The organism is Paraburkholderia sp. BR10936 (genome assembly GCF_040965735.1).
Classification (GTDB): domain Bacteria; phylum Pseudomonadota; class Gammaproteobacteria; order Burkholderiales; family Burkholderiaceae; genus Paraburkholderia; species Paraburkholderia nodosa_A.
In genome coordinates this window covers 516,848-534,146 of the sequence record NZ_JBFRCM010000002.1, presented here as the reverse complement: position 1 = coordinate 534,146, position 17,299 = coordinate 516,848, and the positions used below count along the sequence as shown (strand labels likewise).

At 64.7% G+C, this 17,299-nt stretch carries 14 protein-coding genes; 7 read left to right on the top strand and 7 right to left on the bottom strand.

Features of this window, described 5'->3' with window-relative positions; all coding sequences use genetic code 11:
• Nucleotides 1-47: 47 nt before the first annotated feature.
• Entirely contained in the window at nt 48-992 is a 945-nt protein-coding gene (galU, locus tag AB4Y36_RS05860) for a UTP--glucose-1-phosphate uridylyltransferase GalU (protein ID WP_368605481.1), read from the bottom strand.
• A 315-nt stretch (nt 993-1,307) separates the two neighbouring features.
• On the opposite strand from galU, the gene AB4Y36_RS05855 reads away from it, so the two are divergent.
• Nucleotides 1,308-2,153, top strand: a complete 846-nt coding sequence (locus AB4Y36_RS05855; RefSeq protein ID WP_368682596.1) for a helix-turn-helix domain-containing protein — start codon at nt 1,308-1,310, stop codon at nt 2,151-2,153.
• A gap of 154 nt (nt 2,154-2,307) precedes the next feature.
• Here the strand turns inward: AB4Y36_RS05855 and AB4Y36_RS05850 are convergent, their stop codons facing one another.
• The 4 genes from AB4Y36_RS05850 to AB4Y36_RS05835 are packed head-to-tail and all read right to left on the bottom strand — an operon-like array spanning nt 2,308 to nt 7,982.
• The gene (locus tag AB4Y36_RS05850) at nt 2,308-4,317 is read right to left on the bottom strand and encodes an acetyl-CoA carboxylase biotin carboxylase subunit (protein WP_368682523.1); all 2,010 of its coding nucleotides are present in this window, start codon (nt 4,315-4,317) and stop codon (nt 2,308-2,310) included.
• 33 nt (nt 4,318-4,350) lie between these two features.
• Nucleotides 4,351-5,139: an enoyl-CoA hydratase/isomerase family protein gene (locus AB4Y36_RS05845; protein WP_368682522.1), complete on the bottom strand. Its 789-nt coding sequence runs from the start codon at nt 5,137-5,139 to the stop codon at nt 4,351-4,353.
• A gap of 18 nt (nt 5,140-5,157) precedes the next feature.
• Nucleotides 5,158-6,765 (bottom strand): carboxyl transferase domain-containing protein, encoded by a 1,608-nt coding sequence (locus AB4Y36_RS05840; protein WP_368682521.1) that lies wholly within the window; start codon nt 6,763-6,765, stop codon nt 5,158-5,160.
• A gap of 35 nt (nt 6,766-6,800) precedes the next feature.
• The gene (locus AB4Y36_RS05835; RefSeq protein WP_342946745.1) at nt 6,801-7,982 is read right to left on the bottom strand and encodes an isovaleryl-CoA dehydrogenase; all 1,182 of its coding nucleotides are present in this window, start codon (nt 7,980-7,982) and stop codon (nt 6,801-6,803) included.
• Between the two features lie 194 nt (nt 7,983-8,176).
• Here AB4Y36_RS05835 and AB4Y36_RS05830 point away from each other — a divergent pair, with 194 nt between their 5' ends.
• The 3 genes from AB4Y36_RS05830 to AB4Y36_RS05820 all read left to right on the top strand — a co-directional run bounded on the left by AB4Y36_RS05830 (nt 8,177) and on the right by AB4Y36_RS05820 (nt 10,374).
• A complete protein-coding gene (locus tag AB4Y36_RS05830) occupies nt 8,177-8,902 on the top strand; it encodes a TetR/AcrR family transcriptional regulator (protein ID WP_368682520.1) in 726 nt (241 codons plus the stop codon).
• A 508-nt stretch (nt 8,903-9,410) separates the two neighbouring features.
• Nucleotides 9,411-9,800: a hypothetical protein gene (locus tag AB4Y36_RS05825; RefSeq protein WP_069261701.1), complete on the top strand. Its 390-nt coding sequence runs from the start codon at nt 9,411-9,413 to the stop codon at nt 9,798-9,800.
• Nucleotides 9,801-9,825: 25 nt separating this feature from the next.
• Nucleotides 9,826-10,374: a glycine zipper family protein gene (locus tag AB4Y36_RS05820; protein WP_069261700.1), complete on the top strand. Its 549-nt coding sequence runs from the start codon at nt 9,826-9,828 to the stop codon at nt 10,372-10,374.
• An 87-nt stretch (nt 10,375-10,461) separates the two neighbouring features.
• On the opposite strand, the gene AB4Y36_RS05815 is transcribed toward AB4Y36_RS05820, so the two are convergent.
• Nucleotides 10,462-13,635, bottom strand: coding sequence for a transglycosylase domain-containing protein (locus tag AB4Y36_RS05815; RefSeq protein ID WP_368605477.1), 3,174 nt, complete (start codon nt 13,633-13,635; stop codon nt 10,462-10,464).
• A gap of 225 nt (nt 13,636-13,860) precedes the next feature.
• On the opposite strand from AB4Y36_RS05815, the gene AB4Y36_RS05810 reads away from it, so the two are divergent.
• Nucleotides 13,861-14,193, top strand: coding sequence for a hypothetical protein (locus AB4Y36_RS05810; protein WP_069261699.1), 333 nt, complete (start codon nt 13,861-13,863; stop codon nt 14,191-14,193).
• A 218-nt stretch (nt 14,194-14,411) separates the two neighbouring features.
• Nucleotides 14,412-14,681, top strand: coding sequence for a hypothetical protein (locus AB4Y36_RS05805; RefSeq protein WP_069261885.1), 270 nt, complete (start codon nt 14,412-14,414; stop codon nt 14,679-14,681).
• 107 nt (nt 14,682-14,788) lie between these two features.
• Here the strand turns inward: AB4Y36_RS05805 and AB4Y36_RS05800 are convergent, their stop codons facing one another.
• A complete protein-coding gene (locus AB4Y36_RS05800; RefSeq protein WP_368682519.1) occupies nt 14,789-15,523 on the bottom strand; it encodes a response regulator transcription factor in 735 nt (244 codons plus the stop codon).
• Between the two features lie 373 nt (nt 15,524-15,896).
• On the opposite strand from AB4Y36_RS05800, the gene AB4Y36_RS05795 reads away from it, so the two are divergent.
• Nucleotides 15,897-17,198 carry an MFS transporter gene (locus AB4Y36_RS05795; protein WP_368682518.1) on the top strand — a complete coding sequence of 434 codons (1,302 nt, stop codon included), beginning with the start codon at nt 15,897-15,899 and terminating at the stop codon, nt 17,196-17,198.
• The last annotated feature ends 101 nt before the right edge of the window (nt 17,199-17,299 follow it).

Sequence of the window (17,299 nt, the reverse complement as noted above, 5' to 3'; positions counted from 1 at the left end):
GCCCGTTCACGGGTAACGTTCAACTCTCCTACGCAAACGGCATGGCTTCAATGTGCGAGCCCGGGCGCGACCGGCGCCGGTTGGCTCAGCATCGAACCCGCTGCCCACGCGTCCAGTTGCGCCGCGCCCATGCGCTCGCGCAGCCACGCATCGAAGGTTTCCTGCAATTCCGCATGCCGCAGGGCGAAGTCCACCGTCGCCTGCACATAGCCGAGCTTGGTGCCGCAGTCGTAGCGCTTGCCAACGAACTCATAGGCCAGCACCTGCTCCTCTTCACGCATCGAGTGAATGGCGGGCGTGAGCTCGATCTCGCCGTTGGCATCGGGTTTCAGCGCGCGCAAATGGTGGAAGATGCTCGGCATGAGCACGTAACGTCCGGCCACGCCGAAGCTCGACGGCGCCAGTTCGGGCGTCGGCTTTTCAATGATGCGGCTCACGCTGATCACGCGCTCGTCCCAATGCCGGCCGTCGATCACGCCATGACTCGTCGACTCCCACGACTCGAATTCTTCCACCGCAAGAACCGAGGAATCGTAATGGCTGAAGATATGGACCATTTGCGCGAGAACCGGAGGCTTGCCGTCGAGCAGATCGTCGGCGAGCACGACCGCAAACGGTTCGTCGCCAATCAGCTTTTCCGCGCAAAGCACGGCGTGCCCGAGACCGAGCGGTTCGGCTTGCCGGACATAGACGCACTCCACATTGGCCGGCTTGATGCTCTGCACGAGTTCGACGAGATTCTGCCGGCCGCGCGCCCTAAGCACGTGTTCGACCTCGTAGGACCTGTCGAAGTGATCTTCGATGACGCGCTTTCCGCGGCCCGTCACAAAGATAAGCTCGGTAATGCCTGCACCGATGGCCTCTTCAACGGCATATTGAATGAGCGGTTTGTCGATGACCGGCAGCATTTCCTTCGGGCTCGCCTTCGTTGCCGGCAGAAAGCTCGTATCGATTCCGGCCACCGGGAACACAGCTTTACGAACACCAAGCATGATGACCTCACCTGTCTGGTAGAGGGGCGGTACGGCCATGGTGAAGGGAGCGGGATTTGCCTTCCGACCCCGGATCCCACCATGTAGCGAATCCGCTCCGCGACGCGTTCCCAGGGTTCGGCCTGAAAGGTCGGCCGAAGAGATAACCTAATCATCGCACTGTTTTTGCGCGAAGTGCGCGCGAGTGAAGGCGGCCGAACGCGGCGCGTGCACTGCCTGCGCAACTCGGCGATTACATCGCATGTAATTGGTGAGTCGCGCATGAGCGCCTATCCTCCACTGATGATCGAGTCCGCATCCAACCTGGGAGAACCGATGAACCCCACGCGCCCCGACCTGAACGCACCGCAAAGCGAACTCGGCACCCTGCTGCGCTATTGGCGGGATGCGCGCGGCATGAGCCAACTCGATTTGTCGCTGGACGCGGGGATCTCCCAGCGGCAAATCAGTTTCATTGAAAGCGGACGCAGCGTACCGGGCCGCGACACGCTGCTGACCCTTGCGCAGACGCTCGACGTGCCTTTGCGCGAACGCAACGCCTTGTTGCTCGCCGCCGGCTACGCGCCCGTCTATTCGGATGCGCCGTGGAATGCGCAGGAAATGCAGCATGTCGTGCGGGCGCTCGAGCGGGTCATTCGCCAGCACGATCCGTTTCCGGCCATCGTCATGGACCGGCACTGGAACGTGCTGATGTCCAACGACGCCGCACCGCGCTTCTTCGGCCACTTCTTCGATATGGCCGCGCACCCAGCCCCACGCAACTTGCTGCGTTTGATGTTCGATCCTCAGGGCATGCGCCCATTCCTCGCGGATTGGGAGAACGTTTCGCGAAGCCTTCTGCAACGCGTGTATCGCGAAGCGGTCGGCCGCGTGATCGACGACGAAACACGCACGCTGCTCGACGAATTGCTCGCGTTCCCCGGCGTGCCGGGCGACTGGAAAGCGCATCATGGATCGGGCGGCACGCCCACCATGCCGGTCATTCCGCTCAGTTTCATCGACGACGGCAGTGTGCTGCGCTATTTCTCGATGGTGACGAGCGTGGGCACGCCGCAAAACATCGCCGCCCAGGAATTGCGCCTCGAATGCATGTTCCCCGCCGACGACGCCACCGAAGCGCGACATCGAGAGCTGCTCGCCGCGCATGCGAAGGGACACTGAGCGGTTCTCGTCCGCGAAGCGCGAAAAAAAAGGCGCTCCGCTTTAGCAGAGCGCCCCAGGGCAAAACTCTCACATCGTTCTCCGGCTACAGGGGAGGCCGGAAGGAACTGCCCGGCCCTGCAAGTCAAACCGCTTCAAGCGGGTTAAAGCGGCATCAAGCAGCCTCGAGCACGAGCAATTGCGCGCCGTCGGCCACCTGGTCGCCTACGCCATACAAGACTTCGGTGACCTTACCAGCCGCAGGGGCGCCGATGGTGTGTTCCATCTTCATCGCCTCCATGACGATGAGCGGTGTGCCCTTCTCGACGACGGCGCCCGGTTCCACCAGCACGGCGATCACCTTGCCCGGCATGGGTGCGGTCAGACGGCCCTCGCCGTGCTCCGCGTCGGCCGCATGCGCGAGCAGGTTCTGCCACTCGAACGCCATCGCCGTGCCGAGACAGAACACATGAAACACATCGCCGTCGATGAATACGCGACCCATCACGCGCTTGTCGCCGATGGTCGCGCCGTATTCGTCCACGCCCTCGCCGCGCCACCACGTGTAGCGCGCCGCGTGCCCCGCATAGGCGAGGGTTTCCTCGCCACCGTCATGCGTATGGGCCACCGTGATTGCGGTATCGCTTTCGACGTCGCGCCAGGAGAGCGATTGCGCGAAACCGCTATTCAGGCGCCAGTGCGAAAGCGCGTGCCACGGCGACGCGCCATGCGCCGCGCCGCCCTCACGGCCCAGCAGCGCCGCACACGCGAGCGCGAGCGCTTCCCGAACCGGCTTCTGCTGCGGCGAGAACAACGCGTCATGGTTACGCTCGATCAGGCCTGTGTCGAGATCGGCGCTTGCGAATGGCTCACAGGTCACGAGCCGCTGCAGAAACTCGACGTTCGTATGCGGCCCCACCACCTCGCACGCTTCGAGCGCACGCTTCATACGCGCAAGCGCGTCCTCGCGAGTGGCGCCGTGCACGATCAGCTTCGCGATCATCGGATCGTAGAACGGCGTGATGGTGTCGCCTTCGCGCACGCCGCTGTCCATGCGCACGCTCGCGCGCTGGCCCGCGTCGCCGAGCCGGAACTCGACGCCCTCCGGCATGCGCAGATGCTTGAGCGTGCCCGTGGAAGGCAGGAAGCCGCGCGCCGGATTTTCCGCGTAAATGCGCGCTTCGAGTGCGTGGCCCGTGATCGAAAGCTCCGACTGCCCGAGCGGCAGCGGCTCGCCCGCCGCCACGCGCAACTGCCATTCGACGAGATCGAGGCCCGTGATCATCTCCGTTACGGGGTGCTCGACCTGCAGGCGCGTGTTCATCTCCATGAAGTAGAAGTCGGCGCCCGTCATGATGAATTCGACGGTGCCGGCGCCTTCGTAATGCACGGCGCGCGCAGCGGCCACGGCCGCCTCGCCCATGGCGCGGCGCACGCCGTCTTCGAGGCCCGGCGCGGGCGCTTCTTCGAGCACTTTCTGGTGACGGCGCTGCACCGAGCAGTCGCGATCGAACAGGTAAACCGCGCCGCCGTGCTTGTCGGCGAACACCTGGACTTCGACGTGACGCGGCCGCGTGAGGTACTTCTCGATCAGCACGCGGTCGTTGCCGAAGCTGCTGGCCGCCTCGCGCTTGCACGAAGCGAGCGCCGCCGCGAAGTCTTCGCTGCGCTCGACCACGCGCATGCCCTTGCCGCCGCCGCCCGCGCTCGCCTTGAGCAGCACGGGGTAACCCATTGCATCGGCTTCGCGCTGCAGGAGTGCGGGGGCCTGGTCGTCGCCGTGGTAGCCCGGCACGAGCGGCACGGCCGCCGCATGCATCAGCGCCTTCGCGGCCGCCTTCGAGCCCATGGCGGCGATCGCCTCGACCGGCGGCCCGATGAAGACGATGCCGGCCGCCTCGCACGCGCGGGCAAAGTCTTCGTTCTCCGAAAGAAAACCGTAGCCGGGGTGAATGGCCTGTGCACCCGTGGCGCGCGCCGCTTCGATGATGCGCTCATAGCGCAAATAGCTTTGCGCCGCGGCCGCTTCGCCGATATGCACGGCTTCGTCGCAGGCCGCGACGTGCTTGGCGTTCGCGTCGGCGTCCGAGTACACGGCCACGCTCTTCACGCCGAGCCGCCTGCAAGTTGCCGCGACCCGGCATGCAATTTCGCCGCGGTTGGCGATCAGGATTTTGTTGAACATGTGCTGTCCTCGCTTCGTTTCCTGCTTCTTGCCTTATTGATCGCGCCAGCGCGGCGTGCGCTTTTCAAGGAACGCCGACACGCCGTCGCGCCCCTCCTCGCTCGCGCGAATACGCGCGATGCGAACGGCGGTGTCTTCGATCAGGGCCTCGTCGATCGTCTGGCCGGCGATGTCCTGCACGAGCTGCTTGCACTCGCGCACGGCATTCGGGCTGTTCGCACAGAGCGTTTCGGTCATGCGTTGCACGGTGGCGTCGAGGTCTTCGGCGCTCACCGCTTCGCTCACGAGGCCGAGCCGCTGCGCGGTGGCGCAGTCGAACGCCTCAGCCGTGACGAAGTAGCGGCGCGAAGCTTGCTCGCCCAGCGCGCGGATCACGTAAGGCGCGATCGTGGCGGGCATGAGACCGAGGCGCGCTTCGGAAAGGCAGAAGTGCGCGCTTTCCACGGCAACCACGATGTCCGCCGCACACACGAGACCCATGCCGCCCGCGTAGGCGTCGCCGTGCACGCGTGCGACGACCGGCTTCGGGCAGCGATAGACCGCCGAAAGCATTTGCGCGAGACGCATGGCGTCCGCGCGATTCTCCGCGTCGGAGTAGCCGGCCATCCTGCGCATCCAGTTCAGGTCCGCGCCTGCGCAAAAGGCCTTGCCGTTGCCGGCGAGCACGATCGCACGCACGTCGTCGCGCGCGCCGAGCGCGGTGAACGCGGCCGTGACGTCCGCGATCATCGCTTCGTTGAACGCGTTGCGGACTTCAGGGCGATTGAGCGTAACAGTGGCCACGTGTCCGGCAACTTCTACGATGAGCGTTTCGTATTGCATTGTCTGGTCCTCAATGCATCACATGCGGAACACGCCGAAGCGCGTCTCTTCGATCGGCGCGTTCATCGTGGCGGCAAGACCGAGGCCGAGTACGTCGCGCGTTTGCGCCGGGTCGATCACGCCGTCGTCCCACAGGCGTGCGCTCGCGTAATACGGATGGCCCTGCAGCTCGTATTGATCGCGAATCGGCTGCTTGAACGCATTTTCTTCTTCGGCGCTCCACGTGCCGCCCTTCGTTTCGATGCCGTCGCGGCGCACTGTGGCAAGCACGGATGCGGCCTGCTCGCCGCCCATCACCGAGATACGCGCGTTCGGCCACATCCACAGGAAGCGCGGCGAATACGCGCGGCCGCACATGCCGTAGTTGCCCGCGCCGAACGAACCGCCAATGATCACCGTGAACTTCGGCACCTTTGCCGTGGCCACGGCCGTCACCATCTTCGCGCCATTGCGCGCAATGCCCTCGTTCTCGTACTTGCGGCCGACCATGAAGCCCGTGATGTTCTGCAGGAACACCAGTGGAATCTTGCGCTGGCAGCACAGCTCGATGAAATGCGTGCCCTTCAACGCCGATTCGGAAAACAGAATGCCGTTGTTCGCGATGATGCCGACCGGGTGGCCCCAGATGTGCGCAAAACCGGTCACGAGCGTGGTGCCGTAGCGCGCCTTGAATTCGTCGAACGCCGAGTCGTCCACGATGCGGGCGATCACCTCGCGCACGTCGAAGGGCTTGCGCGTATCCATTGGAATCACGCCGTACAGGCTTTTCGCGTCGAAGCGCGGCGGCAGCGGCTCGCGCAGCACCACGGGCGGCGTTTTCGTGCGGTTCAGATTGCCGACGATCGAACGCGCAATGGCCAACGCGTGTGCGTCGTTCTGCGCGAGATGGTCGACCACGCCGGACAGGCGCGTATGGACATCGCCGCCGCCCAGGTCTTCGGCGCTGACTTCCTCGCCCGTCGCCGCCTTCACGAGCGGCGGGCCGCCAAGGAAAATCGTGCCCTGGTTCTTCACGATGATCGACTCGTCGCTCATGGCCGGCACATACGCGCCGCCCGCCGTGCATGAGCCCATCACCACCGCGATCTGCGGAATACCCTGCGCAGAGAGATTCGCCTGGTTGTAAAAGATGCGGCCGAAGTGATCGCGGTCCGGAAACACCTCGTCCTGATTCGGCAGGTTCGCGCCGCCCGAATCGACGAGATACACGCAGGGCAGGTTGTTTTCCTGGGCGATTTCCTGCGCGCGCACGTGCTTCTTCACCGTGACCGGATAGTACGTGCCGCCCTTCACCGTGGCGTCGTTGCAGACGATCACGCATTCCTGCCCCGCAATGCGCCCGATGCCCGTGATGATGCCCGCGCCCGGCGCGTCGTCGTTGTACATGCCGTAGGCCGCGAGCTGCGAGAACTCCAGAAACGGCGTGCCCGGATCGACCAGTTGCGCAATGCGATCGCGCGGCAGCAGCTTGCCGCGCGAGAGGTGCTTTTCGCGCGCGGCCTCGCCGCCGCCCAGCGCTAGCTTCTGGATCTTCTCGCGCAGGTCCGCGACGAGCGCTTCGAGTGCCGCGGTATTGGCCTTGAAGTCGTCCGAACGCGGATTGAGCTTCGATTCGATGACCGGCATCCCGTTCTCCCTTCGTTACCGTGAGTTGCTTAGGATTACATGGTTTCCGCGAACAGCTCGCGGCCGATCAACATGCGGCGAATCTCGCTCGTGCCCGCGCCGATTTCGTAGAGCTTCGCGTCGCGCCAGAGACGCCCGACCGGATACTCGTTGATATAGCCATTGCCGCCCAGAATCTGGATCGCTTCGCCGGCCATCCACGTTGCCTTTTCCGCGGTGTAGAGAATCACGCCCGCGCAGTCCTTGCGCACCTGGCGCACGTGGTCCCGGCCAAGCGTGTCGAGCTGGCGGCCCACCGCGTAGAGATAGGCGCGGCACGCCTGGTAGGTCGTATAGAGGTCCGCGACCTTGCCCTGGATGAGCTGGAATTCGCCGATGGCCTGACCGAACTGCTTGCGATCGTGGATGTACGGCACGACCGCGTCCATGACCGCGGCCATGATGCCGGTGGGGCCGCCCGCCAGCACGGCGCGCTCGTAGTCGAGGCCGCTCATCAGCACTTTCACGCCGCCGTTGAGCTGGCCGAGGATGTTCTCTTCGGGCACTTCCACGTCCTGGAACACCAGTTCGCCAGTGTGCGAACCGCGCATGCCGAGCTTGTCGAGCTTCTGCGCAACCGAAAAGCCCTTCATGCCCTTCTCGACGATGAACGCCGTAATGCCGCGCGAACCCGCTTCAGGATCGGTTTTCGCGTAGACGACCAGCGTGTCGCAATCCGGGCCGTTGGTGATCCACATCTTCGTGCCGTTGAGCACGTAGCGGTCGCCCTTCTTTTCGGCGCGCAGCTTCATGCTCACGACGTCCGAGCCGGCGTTGGGCTCGCTCATGGCGAGTGCGCCGACGTGCTCGCCGGAAACGAGCTTCGGCAGATATTTGCGCTTTTGCGCCTCGGTGCCGTTGCGGTGGATCTGGTTCACGCACAGGTTCGAATGCGCGCCGTACGAAAGGCCGACCGATGCGGACGCGCGCGAGATTTCCTCCATCGCGACCATGTGCGCCGTGTAGCCCATATTCGCGCCGCCGTATTCCTCGGAAACCGTCATGCCGAGCACGCCCAGGTCGCCGAACTTGCGCCAGAGGTCCATCGGGAACTGGTCGGTGCGGTCGATTTCGCCCGCGCGCGGCGCGATTTCCTTCGCCGCGAAGCCAGCGATGCTGTCGCGCAGCATTTCGACTTCCTCGCCAAGCGGGAACTGCAAACCGGGTACGTTGCTCATGTGTGTCTCCAGGGAATCTCGAACCGGGCGTAGCTTCGCCCCATGGACGCACATTTCACGCCAGATTTACGTTAACGTCAATAGGTATTTCTGAGTGACGCTCAAGTTTTCATGGAGACGAAATTTCCCTGTCTGGCGACGTTTTTTTCACGGATAATCAATTCCATCCTGACGTAAATTGAATCAAGCTCAATATGGAAGCCGTTGCCCGGAAAGCCGTCCTGCCCGCGTCGCGCCGCCAACCGGCGGGCCGCAAGTCGCAGCAGCGTGTGCGCGAGATCCTGCAGTCGGGGCGCGAGGTGTTCTCGGAAAAAGGGTACGCACGCGCCACCACGGCCGAGATCGCCCAGCGCCTTGGTGTGTCCGAGGCGACGGTGTTCAGCTACTTCCGGGGCAAACGGGAGCTGTGCGCGCGCGTGATCGGCGACTGGTATGACGAATCGATCGCCGCGATCGAAGGCGGCCTGCCGCGCGACGGCACCGTGCGCCAGCAGTTTGCATTCATCGTGCGCATGCATCTGCAGTTGATGCTGGAGAGCGGCACCGGTATCTGCGAACTGGTGCTCTCGGAAGGCCGCACGCGGCACCACGATCTGAGCGAAGCGCTCGTGGAAATGCAGCGCCGCTACACGGCGCCGCTCATGCGCGTGCTGGCGCGCGGCCAGGAAAGCGGACAGATCCGCAACGACCTGCCGCTGCGGCTACTGCGTTCGCTGGTATTCGGGCCCATGGAGCATGTGCTGTGGGACGCGACGCTCGCCAACCGCCGCACGGACATCGACGCTACGGCAGAACGCCTCGTAGACGCACTCTGGTCCGCACTGCAGCCGCCCAACCTCGAACTCGCCGCGCTCGCGCAGTTCAGCCAGGACGTGGGCGAAGCCGTGCGCCGGCTCGAGCGCGAACGCGCCGCGCGCTAGGCGGCGCGCCCTGGCGGTCGATCAGACGGCCGCCTCCTCGGCCACGCGCGCGCAGAGCGAAGCGGGGTCGAGGAGCATCAGCGTGCCCTTGCCCGGCGGTCATAGCCGCCAGCGTCAGGTCGCGGCCCACGACATGAGCAGCGAAGTCGCGACAAGACCAGCAAAACATCTATTCATGTCGGATTCCTTATTAATTGCGAGACCAGGGCGGCGTGCGATAAGGGCGAAGTGCGAAGAGTCGATATCGATCTATCCAATTATTACAGCCCGTCGACGCGCGCTCGCGCCTCATTGCACGCTTTTCTGTGAAATATGGAGCGCGATGCGAGCCGTTGCGCGCCGTACGCACTACGGCCACCCTTCGCGCCCCATCAGCCCCGAGCCTTCTGTAACAACTCGAAAAATCGGTGCAACTCGCGTAATTGCATTGGTTCCCGCAATGTCTTAGCGTTCGATAATCGGCTGGCGCGCGCCGTTGCTCCGGCCTGCCCGTTTCTGGAGATCGTGTGTGAGAAGGTCGAAACTGTTTCTCGGGGCCGCTGCGGCCGCGCTTCTCAGCGTGTGCGGCGTAGCACAGGCGGCGCGTGTCGGCGTGTATTTCGGCGCCGGCGTGCCGTATTACTACCCGGTCGCGCCCGCGCCCTACTATTACGCGCCGGCGCCCGTCATCGTCGCGCCGCCGCCGCAGGCGCCCGACTACATCGAGCAGGGGCAGGCCCCCGCGATGGACCCGCAGCAAGGCCCCGTCAACGCAGCGCCTGGCGATGCAGCGGGCGACCAGCAGGCGAACGCCGACACCTGGTATTACTGCGACGAGTCGAAAACCTACTATCCGTATGTGAAGCAATGTTCGTCGGGCTGGCGCGCGGTTCCCGCCCAGCCGGCGCCGTCGAACTAGAAACCTTGAAAATATCGAGCCGCACATGAAATACACGTATCTCGCGCTACTCGCCACAGCGGGGCTGCTGAGCGCATGCGCCGTGACGCCCACGGGGCCGAGCGTGATGGCCCTACCTGGCACGGGCAAGACTTTCGATCAGTTCCGTGCCGACGACGCGAACTGCCGCCAGTTCGCTTTCCAGCAGGTAGGCGGCGTCACATCGAACCAGGCGGCAACCGGTGCCGGCGTGGGCAGCGCCGTGGTCGGTACGGCGCTCGGCGCTGCCGCGGGCGCCGCATTTGGCGGCGGCCACGGCGCGGCCATCGGCGCGGGCGCGGGCCTGCTGGCGGGCAGCGCGGTGGGCATGGGCAACGCACAGGGTTCCGCATGGGACGTGCAGCGCCGCTACGACTACGCTTATCTGCAATGCATGTACGCCACCGGCAACCGCATCCCGGCGCCCGGCAACATGACGATGTCGCAGCCTCAGCAGTTCCAGGCGCCTCAGCAGCAGTTCCAGACAGCGCCGCAACCGCGTTATTTGCCGCCGCCCCCGCCGGGGTCGCCGCCTCCGCCGCCGAGCGGATACTGAAGCGGATATAGACCGCATTAGGAAGAACGCGAGGCTGACGCAATTGCGTCAGCCTCGCGTTTTGCTTTGGATTCCGAATAAGCTGAATCAGTGCGCGTCGTCGAATTCGAGCGCGTTGCCGTTCCACACCACACGGCGCATTTCGCCCGACTGCGGGTCGATGAGCGTCATCTGCTGCGCGGCGTGGACGGGATCGGGCTTCTCACGGCGGTCCGTCGCCGAGCTGGATTCGAGCAGCGGCTGCAACACCGGCGCGAGCGACTTCAGCAGTTGCACGGACAGCGCACTCGTGAACGTATAGCGCGCCGCGTACGGCTCATGCACCCATGCCGTAAGCGTGCCGTAGAAGCGGTTGCCGATCACGAACACGAAGGTCGCGCTCCGGTTCACCTTGCGCGATTCGATGAGCCGCGCGCCCGGCGCGTACACGTTGAAGCGCTGGTCGCCGGTTCCCGTCTTGCCGTAGACCGGCAGCGTCTTGCCGTCGGGGAGCGTCATACCGTCGGCGAGGCGCTTGGCCGTGCCGCCCTCCACCACGGACGTCAGCAACTCGCGCACCACTTGAGAAATTTCCGGTGAGATCAGCGCTTGCGGCTGCGCGGACGCATGAACGAAGTGCGTCTCGTAAGGCGTGCCGCGCGCGAAGTCGAGCGATTCGAAGCTATGCGTCGGCAGCTTTTCGCCATTGCTCGAAATCAGGCCGATAAGCTGCGCGAGCGCTGCGGGGCGGTCGCCCGAAGCACCGATTGCCGCGCCATAAGAAGGCGTAATGTTGTCGAACGGATAACCGACCGCGCGCCAGGACTTGCCGATCGCGTCATACGCGCGCAGCTCGATCATGTGGCGAATGCGCCGGTTCTGGGTCACGTGATACTTCGTCTTGAAGAGCCAGCTGTAGGTGTAAAGGCGCGTGTCGCGGCTCTCCTGCTGGACCTGCGCAAGCGTTGCATCCGGGTGCAGGCGCATGTAATTCAGCAGCCACAATTCGAGCGGATGAATGCCCGCGATATAGCCGCGGTCGTTGAGGTTGAATTTGTCGACGGCGTACTTGTCGTAGTAGCGCGCAAGGTCTTCGTCATCGAGCCATTGGAACTTCGTGTTCTTGAGTTGCGCGCGCATCTGTGCATCGAACCACGGCAGTTTGCCGTCGGGTTTCACGCTGCGCAGCACGGTCGCAATGCGCGCCGGGCCCTTGCGCGTGTGCTGCAGCAGGATCGCGAGCGCTTCGTCGTTGCTCTTGCCCGCGTAGCGCGTGTAGAAGCGCTTCATGTAGACCTGGCTCTCACCATCGGCAAACTGCGTGAGAAAACGCGTGCGCACGACAGGATCGTCGAGCCATTGCGCGGGCGGCCCCGAAGTCTGGATCATCTCGTAGTGAACGATGTCGCGCATGAGCCGCACGAACACCAGATTCACGGAATGCTGGAACGCGCGATGCACAGTCAGAATCTGCGCGTTGTCGCTCGACTCGAAATTGTTGAAGCTCTGCGCGCCGCCGCCGGTGTAGAACGTCTCGCCGGGACTGGCCGAGTACTTGCGCTCAACGGCCGCTTCCAGCATGGAATGCAGCGAGCGGTCGGAGGTCTTCGAGAGATAGTCGATCGCCCAGCGCGTGAGCGCGTCGCTCGGATCGACTTGCGGCAGCATCGCGCGCAACGACTTTGTGTCGTCGGCCGCGTAGCGCGCGTGCAGCGCGCTCACGATCTGCAGATACGTCACGAGCGTGCGCAGCTTCGCCGTCGACCCCAGATTCAGGCGCGCGCCCGAATTGATGTCGAACGGCTGGTTCACGCTGTCCGTTTGCACGCGCACGAGGTTCTCACCGCTGCTGCGCTCGAACAGCGTGAAGCTATAGGCGATCTTCGAAGGATCGTCGGACGGGCGCAGCATCTCGAAGCCGACCAGACCCGCCTGGCGCGCGCCGTCCTTCGTCGCGGCGTCGGCGAGGCGGTCGCTCACGGCCTGCTGCACGCTGTCGACGAGCGTGGCCGTGGCGGTCAGATCGAGGCGGTCGAGGTCGTAAAGCGTCTTCAGCCCCAGCGCCTGCATGAGCTGGGTGCGCAGCGTCAGCACCGCCTTGCGCTCCACGAAGGAAACCGGCACACGCTGCGACGGCTTCGAGCGGTCGAGCGTAAGCTGCGTGCCGAGCGCGGCGTCGCGCAGCGCCGGCGTAATCACGCCGCCGGCGCCGAGCAGGCGGATATAGCTGTCGGTCAGCTTCGCGAGCGCCTCGTTGTTCTTTTGCAGGAAGTACGAAGGCGCGCGCTGGGCGATCAGCAGCGAGAGCACCTGGCGGAACGCCAGCGCCTGCGCGTCGAGCGTCTCAGGCGTCAGCGGCGCGCGCAGGATGCGATTGACTTCGCGGAAGTCGCGGCCATACCAGGCGGCGAGGCCGTCGCCGAGACCGTTGACTTCGCCCACGCCCGGCTTGGCGGAGAGCGGCACCGAATTCAGGTAGCGCACGAGAATCTGCTGGCGCGCGGGCATCGTCTGCGGGCCGTCCAGATACGCGCGCAGCGACGCGGACGCGATCTGGCGCAGCTTCTCCGGCGGCGTGGAGGTGCGACCGCCCGTCGAGTGCCGGAACTTCTCGATCTGCGTGGCGAGCGTGCTGCCGCCCGGCGTCTGCTGATGCTGGTTCACGAGGCGCGCACCCTGGTCGACGAGCGCCCGGCTAAAGCGCCCCCAGTCGATGGCCGGGTTGCGGTTCGGCTGGTCCTGGGCGAGCAGATATTTGTCTTCGATGAAAAGCAGCGAGTCGCGCACCACGGCCGGCACCGCGTCGAAATTCTCGTACGCGCGCTGCGGATAACGCGTATGGAAAAGCGTCGCACCGGAAGCGTCGCGCAGCACGATGCCGGCCTGGTCCTTTTCTTCGAATGGCAGGAAAAGCCCCTGGTCGGCGACGGCGATCATGCGATCTGAATCGCGCGCCTGCGCGGCGATCGCGAAACCGCGTTCCGCAAGCCGGTTCTCGAAGGTGGGCAGCTGCGCATAACCGAGCCGCACGTCGTACGGCCCGTTCGTGGTGGGAAAGCGGATGTTGTGGCTCGGCCCGTTCTCGACCGTAAAGCCGATGTCGCGCGTGAGTTCGGAGAGATAGCGCGCCTGCAGGCGCGACGTGTCGATTTCGATCTGAACGATGCGCGCGATGATGACGAGGGCGGCCAGAAACGCGACGACGAATCCCCACTTGACCCACCTGAAGAGTGAGCCAGCGCCAGCGGCGCGAACAGGAAAGCGTACCGATGGGCGGTTCATGCGTATTCTCCTGACGTCACGTCAGATTTCCAGACGGCACCCCTTAAATAGTCTATCTCGCTCCGTACGTTCTTGCGCGCCAGTATGTAGGGCTTCGCACGCACGTCGCACTGCCGCAACACGGATGCCCGGCGCGTGACAGTTTTGCGGCATGTTGCGCCCACGCCGTGGCACGGGACATGCTCCCGATATAATGATTGGCTACTTCGTTGGATACCGGGAAATATGAAGAAGCTTGCCGTGCCCCTTGCCCTTTCGCTCGCGCTCGGCGCGTGCGCGTGGTTTCAGAGCAACCCGGACGCCGGTCAGCCGGTCATCGATTCCACAACCAACCGGTCGGTCCAGGACGTCATCTCGTGCCTGACCGTCGAAGCCTCGCGTCACGGCGCCAGCTTCACCACCTCGCCGCTGCCGCAAGGCCAGATGCTCGAGTTCGGCGACTCGAACGTCATCAAGGTTCGCACCGATAACGGCGCGACGACCTACCGTTATTACGCCGGCAAACGCCACGCCTCGAACCTGTGGATCGAAGGCGCGAGTAAAACCTGCGCGCCTTGAACATTTGACGGGCCGTTTTTGCCGGGTCGCTTTGCGCGGCGCTTCGCCGCGCCTTCGCGCCCTTTCAATTACAGCCTTTTACATCGATACGCGCCGTGTAGCGCGATGACACATTTTCGCCGGGCGTTTTAAGAATTGCTTAAGTCTTCGTCCGCATCATCGCTTCACCAAAAGAAACGAGCGCTGCAGGAGGTTCCGTGAAACAGCAAGACCCGCAAATCCAGGCGACAAACCAGGTCGACAGCGAGGCCGCGCCCGGCGCGAAGCCCGCTCGCCGCACCTTGTTGCGCCGGTTGCTGAGCCACCACGAGCTTGCGACCCTCCTGTTGCTGCTGCATGCGCCGATCGACGCGCACGCCAAACCGGAGATTCCGATGCTCAAGGAAGCCGGCCTCGTCGAGCAGGTCCAGGACGACGCCGGGGACCCGCGCATCCGCCTGACGAAGGAAGGCAACGCCGTGCTGCAAGGACTCGGCCTCGCACGCTGAGGTTGCCGCGCGCGGCGCGTAACGCACCAGCCAAAAAAGACGGCGGCACGCCATGCGTGCCGCCGTCTTTTTTTATCGAACGACAGAATGATTCGCCGCGCTACCCCTCAAGCCGACTCGAGCCCCGCGCCTTCGGCGGCGAGCGCCTCACTTTCATCCTGCAGGCACAACAGCCGGTAGCCGCTCTTGTACACCGGCTGCAGCCGAAACCCGTTCGGCGTGTCGATCTCCAGCACCAGACGCAACCGCGACACGTGGCTGTCGATCGTGCGGGTCAAGGTCTGCAACTCGCGCCCCCACACCATCGCGTAAATGTGATCGCGCGAGAGCATGCGCCCGATATTCGAGAAGAACAGCGCAGCCAGCCGGTATTGCGTGGTCGAGAGCAGCACAGGCTTGCCGTGCACGCTGACCGCCTGATGCCGCAAGTCGAAGCGATAGGGGCCGGCGTCGATCGTCAGGTTCTCGAACCGGTCGGGAAACGCGCGGCGCAGGAGCGCGTTCACGCGAGCGCGCAGCACCGAAGGGCAAACCGGCAGGCACACGTAGTCGTCGGCGCCGATAGAAAACGCTCGCACCACGTTCGCGTCGGAGGCGTCCTCCGAGACGAACAGCACCGGAAGCTGGCTGCCGTTCACGGCCCGCAAGGTTCTCAGCAGCTCGGCGCCGGCGATCTGCGAGCCCTGCCAGTCGAGCAGGAGCATATCGACCGTCGATGCGGCCAAGGTTCTGGCAAGCAGGAGTGCGTCGCTGGACGCAACGCAGGCGTGACCGCATTGCGTCAGCACGCGCTCGAGCTGCTGGCGATGGTCAGCGTCGCGCTGGAGGATCGCGATACGCATGGTGGGGGCCCCTGATGGATCGATGATGAAAGCGGGCAATTTTGTGGATATGTGCAAAATCTGCCCATCGGACGAGTCCGAATTCCAGAGCGCTTCGCCGTTTTCCCACAGCGGCGCGGGAGCGTCCTGACGGGCCGCGCATCGGGCAGCTCCCAGGCTTCCTGTAGAATCGCGCACTGGCCTGAAGTCGTCGCACGTCCGCCCACCCTCGCGGACGCGCTGTTGCCGTGCCCCACCCCTGCGCCCGCCTATCCGACGACCGCCGCCCCCGCGCCACGCGCGCACCAGGCAAATTCTGGCCATCCCGGACGTCCACGCGTTCCGCACGCGCTACATACAACGTCGTACATAACAACACCCTGGTTTTTCGGAAATGCAAGCAACAGAAATTGGCGTGCGCACGCCTGCCGCTGCGCGCGCGCTCACCCGCAGCGACTACAAGACGCTCGGGCTCGCCGCACTCGGCGGCGCCCTCGAGTTCTACGACTTCATCATCTTCGTATTCTTCGCGCCGGCTATCGGCCAGTTGTTCTTCCCCGCAACGATTCCCGACTGGCTGCGCCAGTTGCAGACTTTCGGCATCTTCGCGGCGGGCTACCTCGCGCGGCCGCTCGGCGGCATCGTCATGGCGCACTTCGGCGACCTGCTCGGCCGCAAGCGCATGTTCACGCTCTCCGTGCTGCTGATGGCGCTGCCCACGCTCGCCATGGGCTGCCTGCCCACCTACGCGACGATCGGCGTGCTCGCTCCCGTGCTGCTGCTCGCGCTGCGCGTGCTGCAAGGCGCGGCCGTGGGCGGCGAGGTGCCGGGCGCGTGGGTGTTCGTCTCCGAGCACGTGCCGCGCCGCCATATCGGCTATGCATGCGGCACGCTCACGGCGGGCCTCACGTTCGGCATCCTGCTCGGCTCGCTGATCGCCGCGGCGGTCAATCATCACTACGCCCCGGGCGACATCGCCGCGTATGCCTGGCGCATTCCGTTCCTGATTGGCGGGCTGTTCGGCATGTTCTCGGTGTATCTGCGCCAGTGGCTGCACGAAACGCCGGTGTTCGCGGAGATGAAGGCGCGCAAGTCGCTCGCCGACGAAATCCCGCTCAAGGCCGTGCTGCGCGACCACGGCCGCGCCGTGATCGTCTCGATGCTGCTCACGTGGATGCTTTCGGCCGCCATCGTCGTCGTGATCCTGATGACGCCGCCGCTCCTGCAGAAGCAGTTCCATCTCGACGCCACCACGTCGCTGCTCGCGAACTGCCTGGCGACGCTCTTCCTCACGGTGGGCTGCGTGAGCGCGGGCGCGCTCGCGGACCGCTTCGGCGCGCGCCGCGTGCTGGCCATAGGCGGCATCGCTCTCGCGATCGCCTACTACACGATGTTCCGCCAGATCGCCGTGGACAGTTCGATGCTCATGCCGCTCTATGCGCTTTGCGGGCTGCTGGTCGGCACGATCGGCGCGGTGCCCTATGTGATGGTGAATGCGTTTCCGCCCGTGGTGCGCTTCTCGGGCATCTCGTTCTCGTACAACGTGGCGTACGCCGTGTTCGGCGGCCTCACGCCGATCGTCGTCGCGCTGCTGATGAAGTCCGCGCCGCTCGCGCCCACCTACTACGTGGCCGCGATCTGCGTCCTCGGTGCGATCACGACGCTGTTCTTCAAGGACGCGCATCGGGAGCAGTAAGTGCGCCCCAGTGTGCACTTACTGCGCACTGGGCGGCCGTTACTGGTCGGACACCATTTTTCGCCGGCTTCGACGATTCACCTCGCGCTGAAACGTCGAAG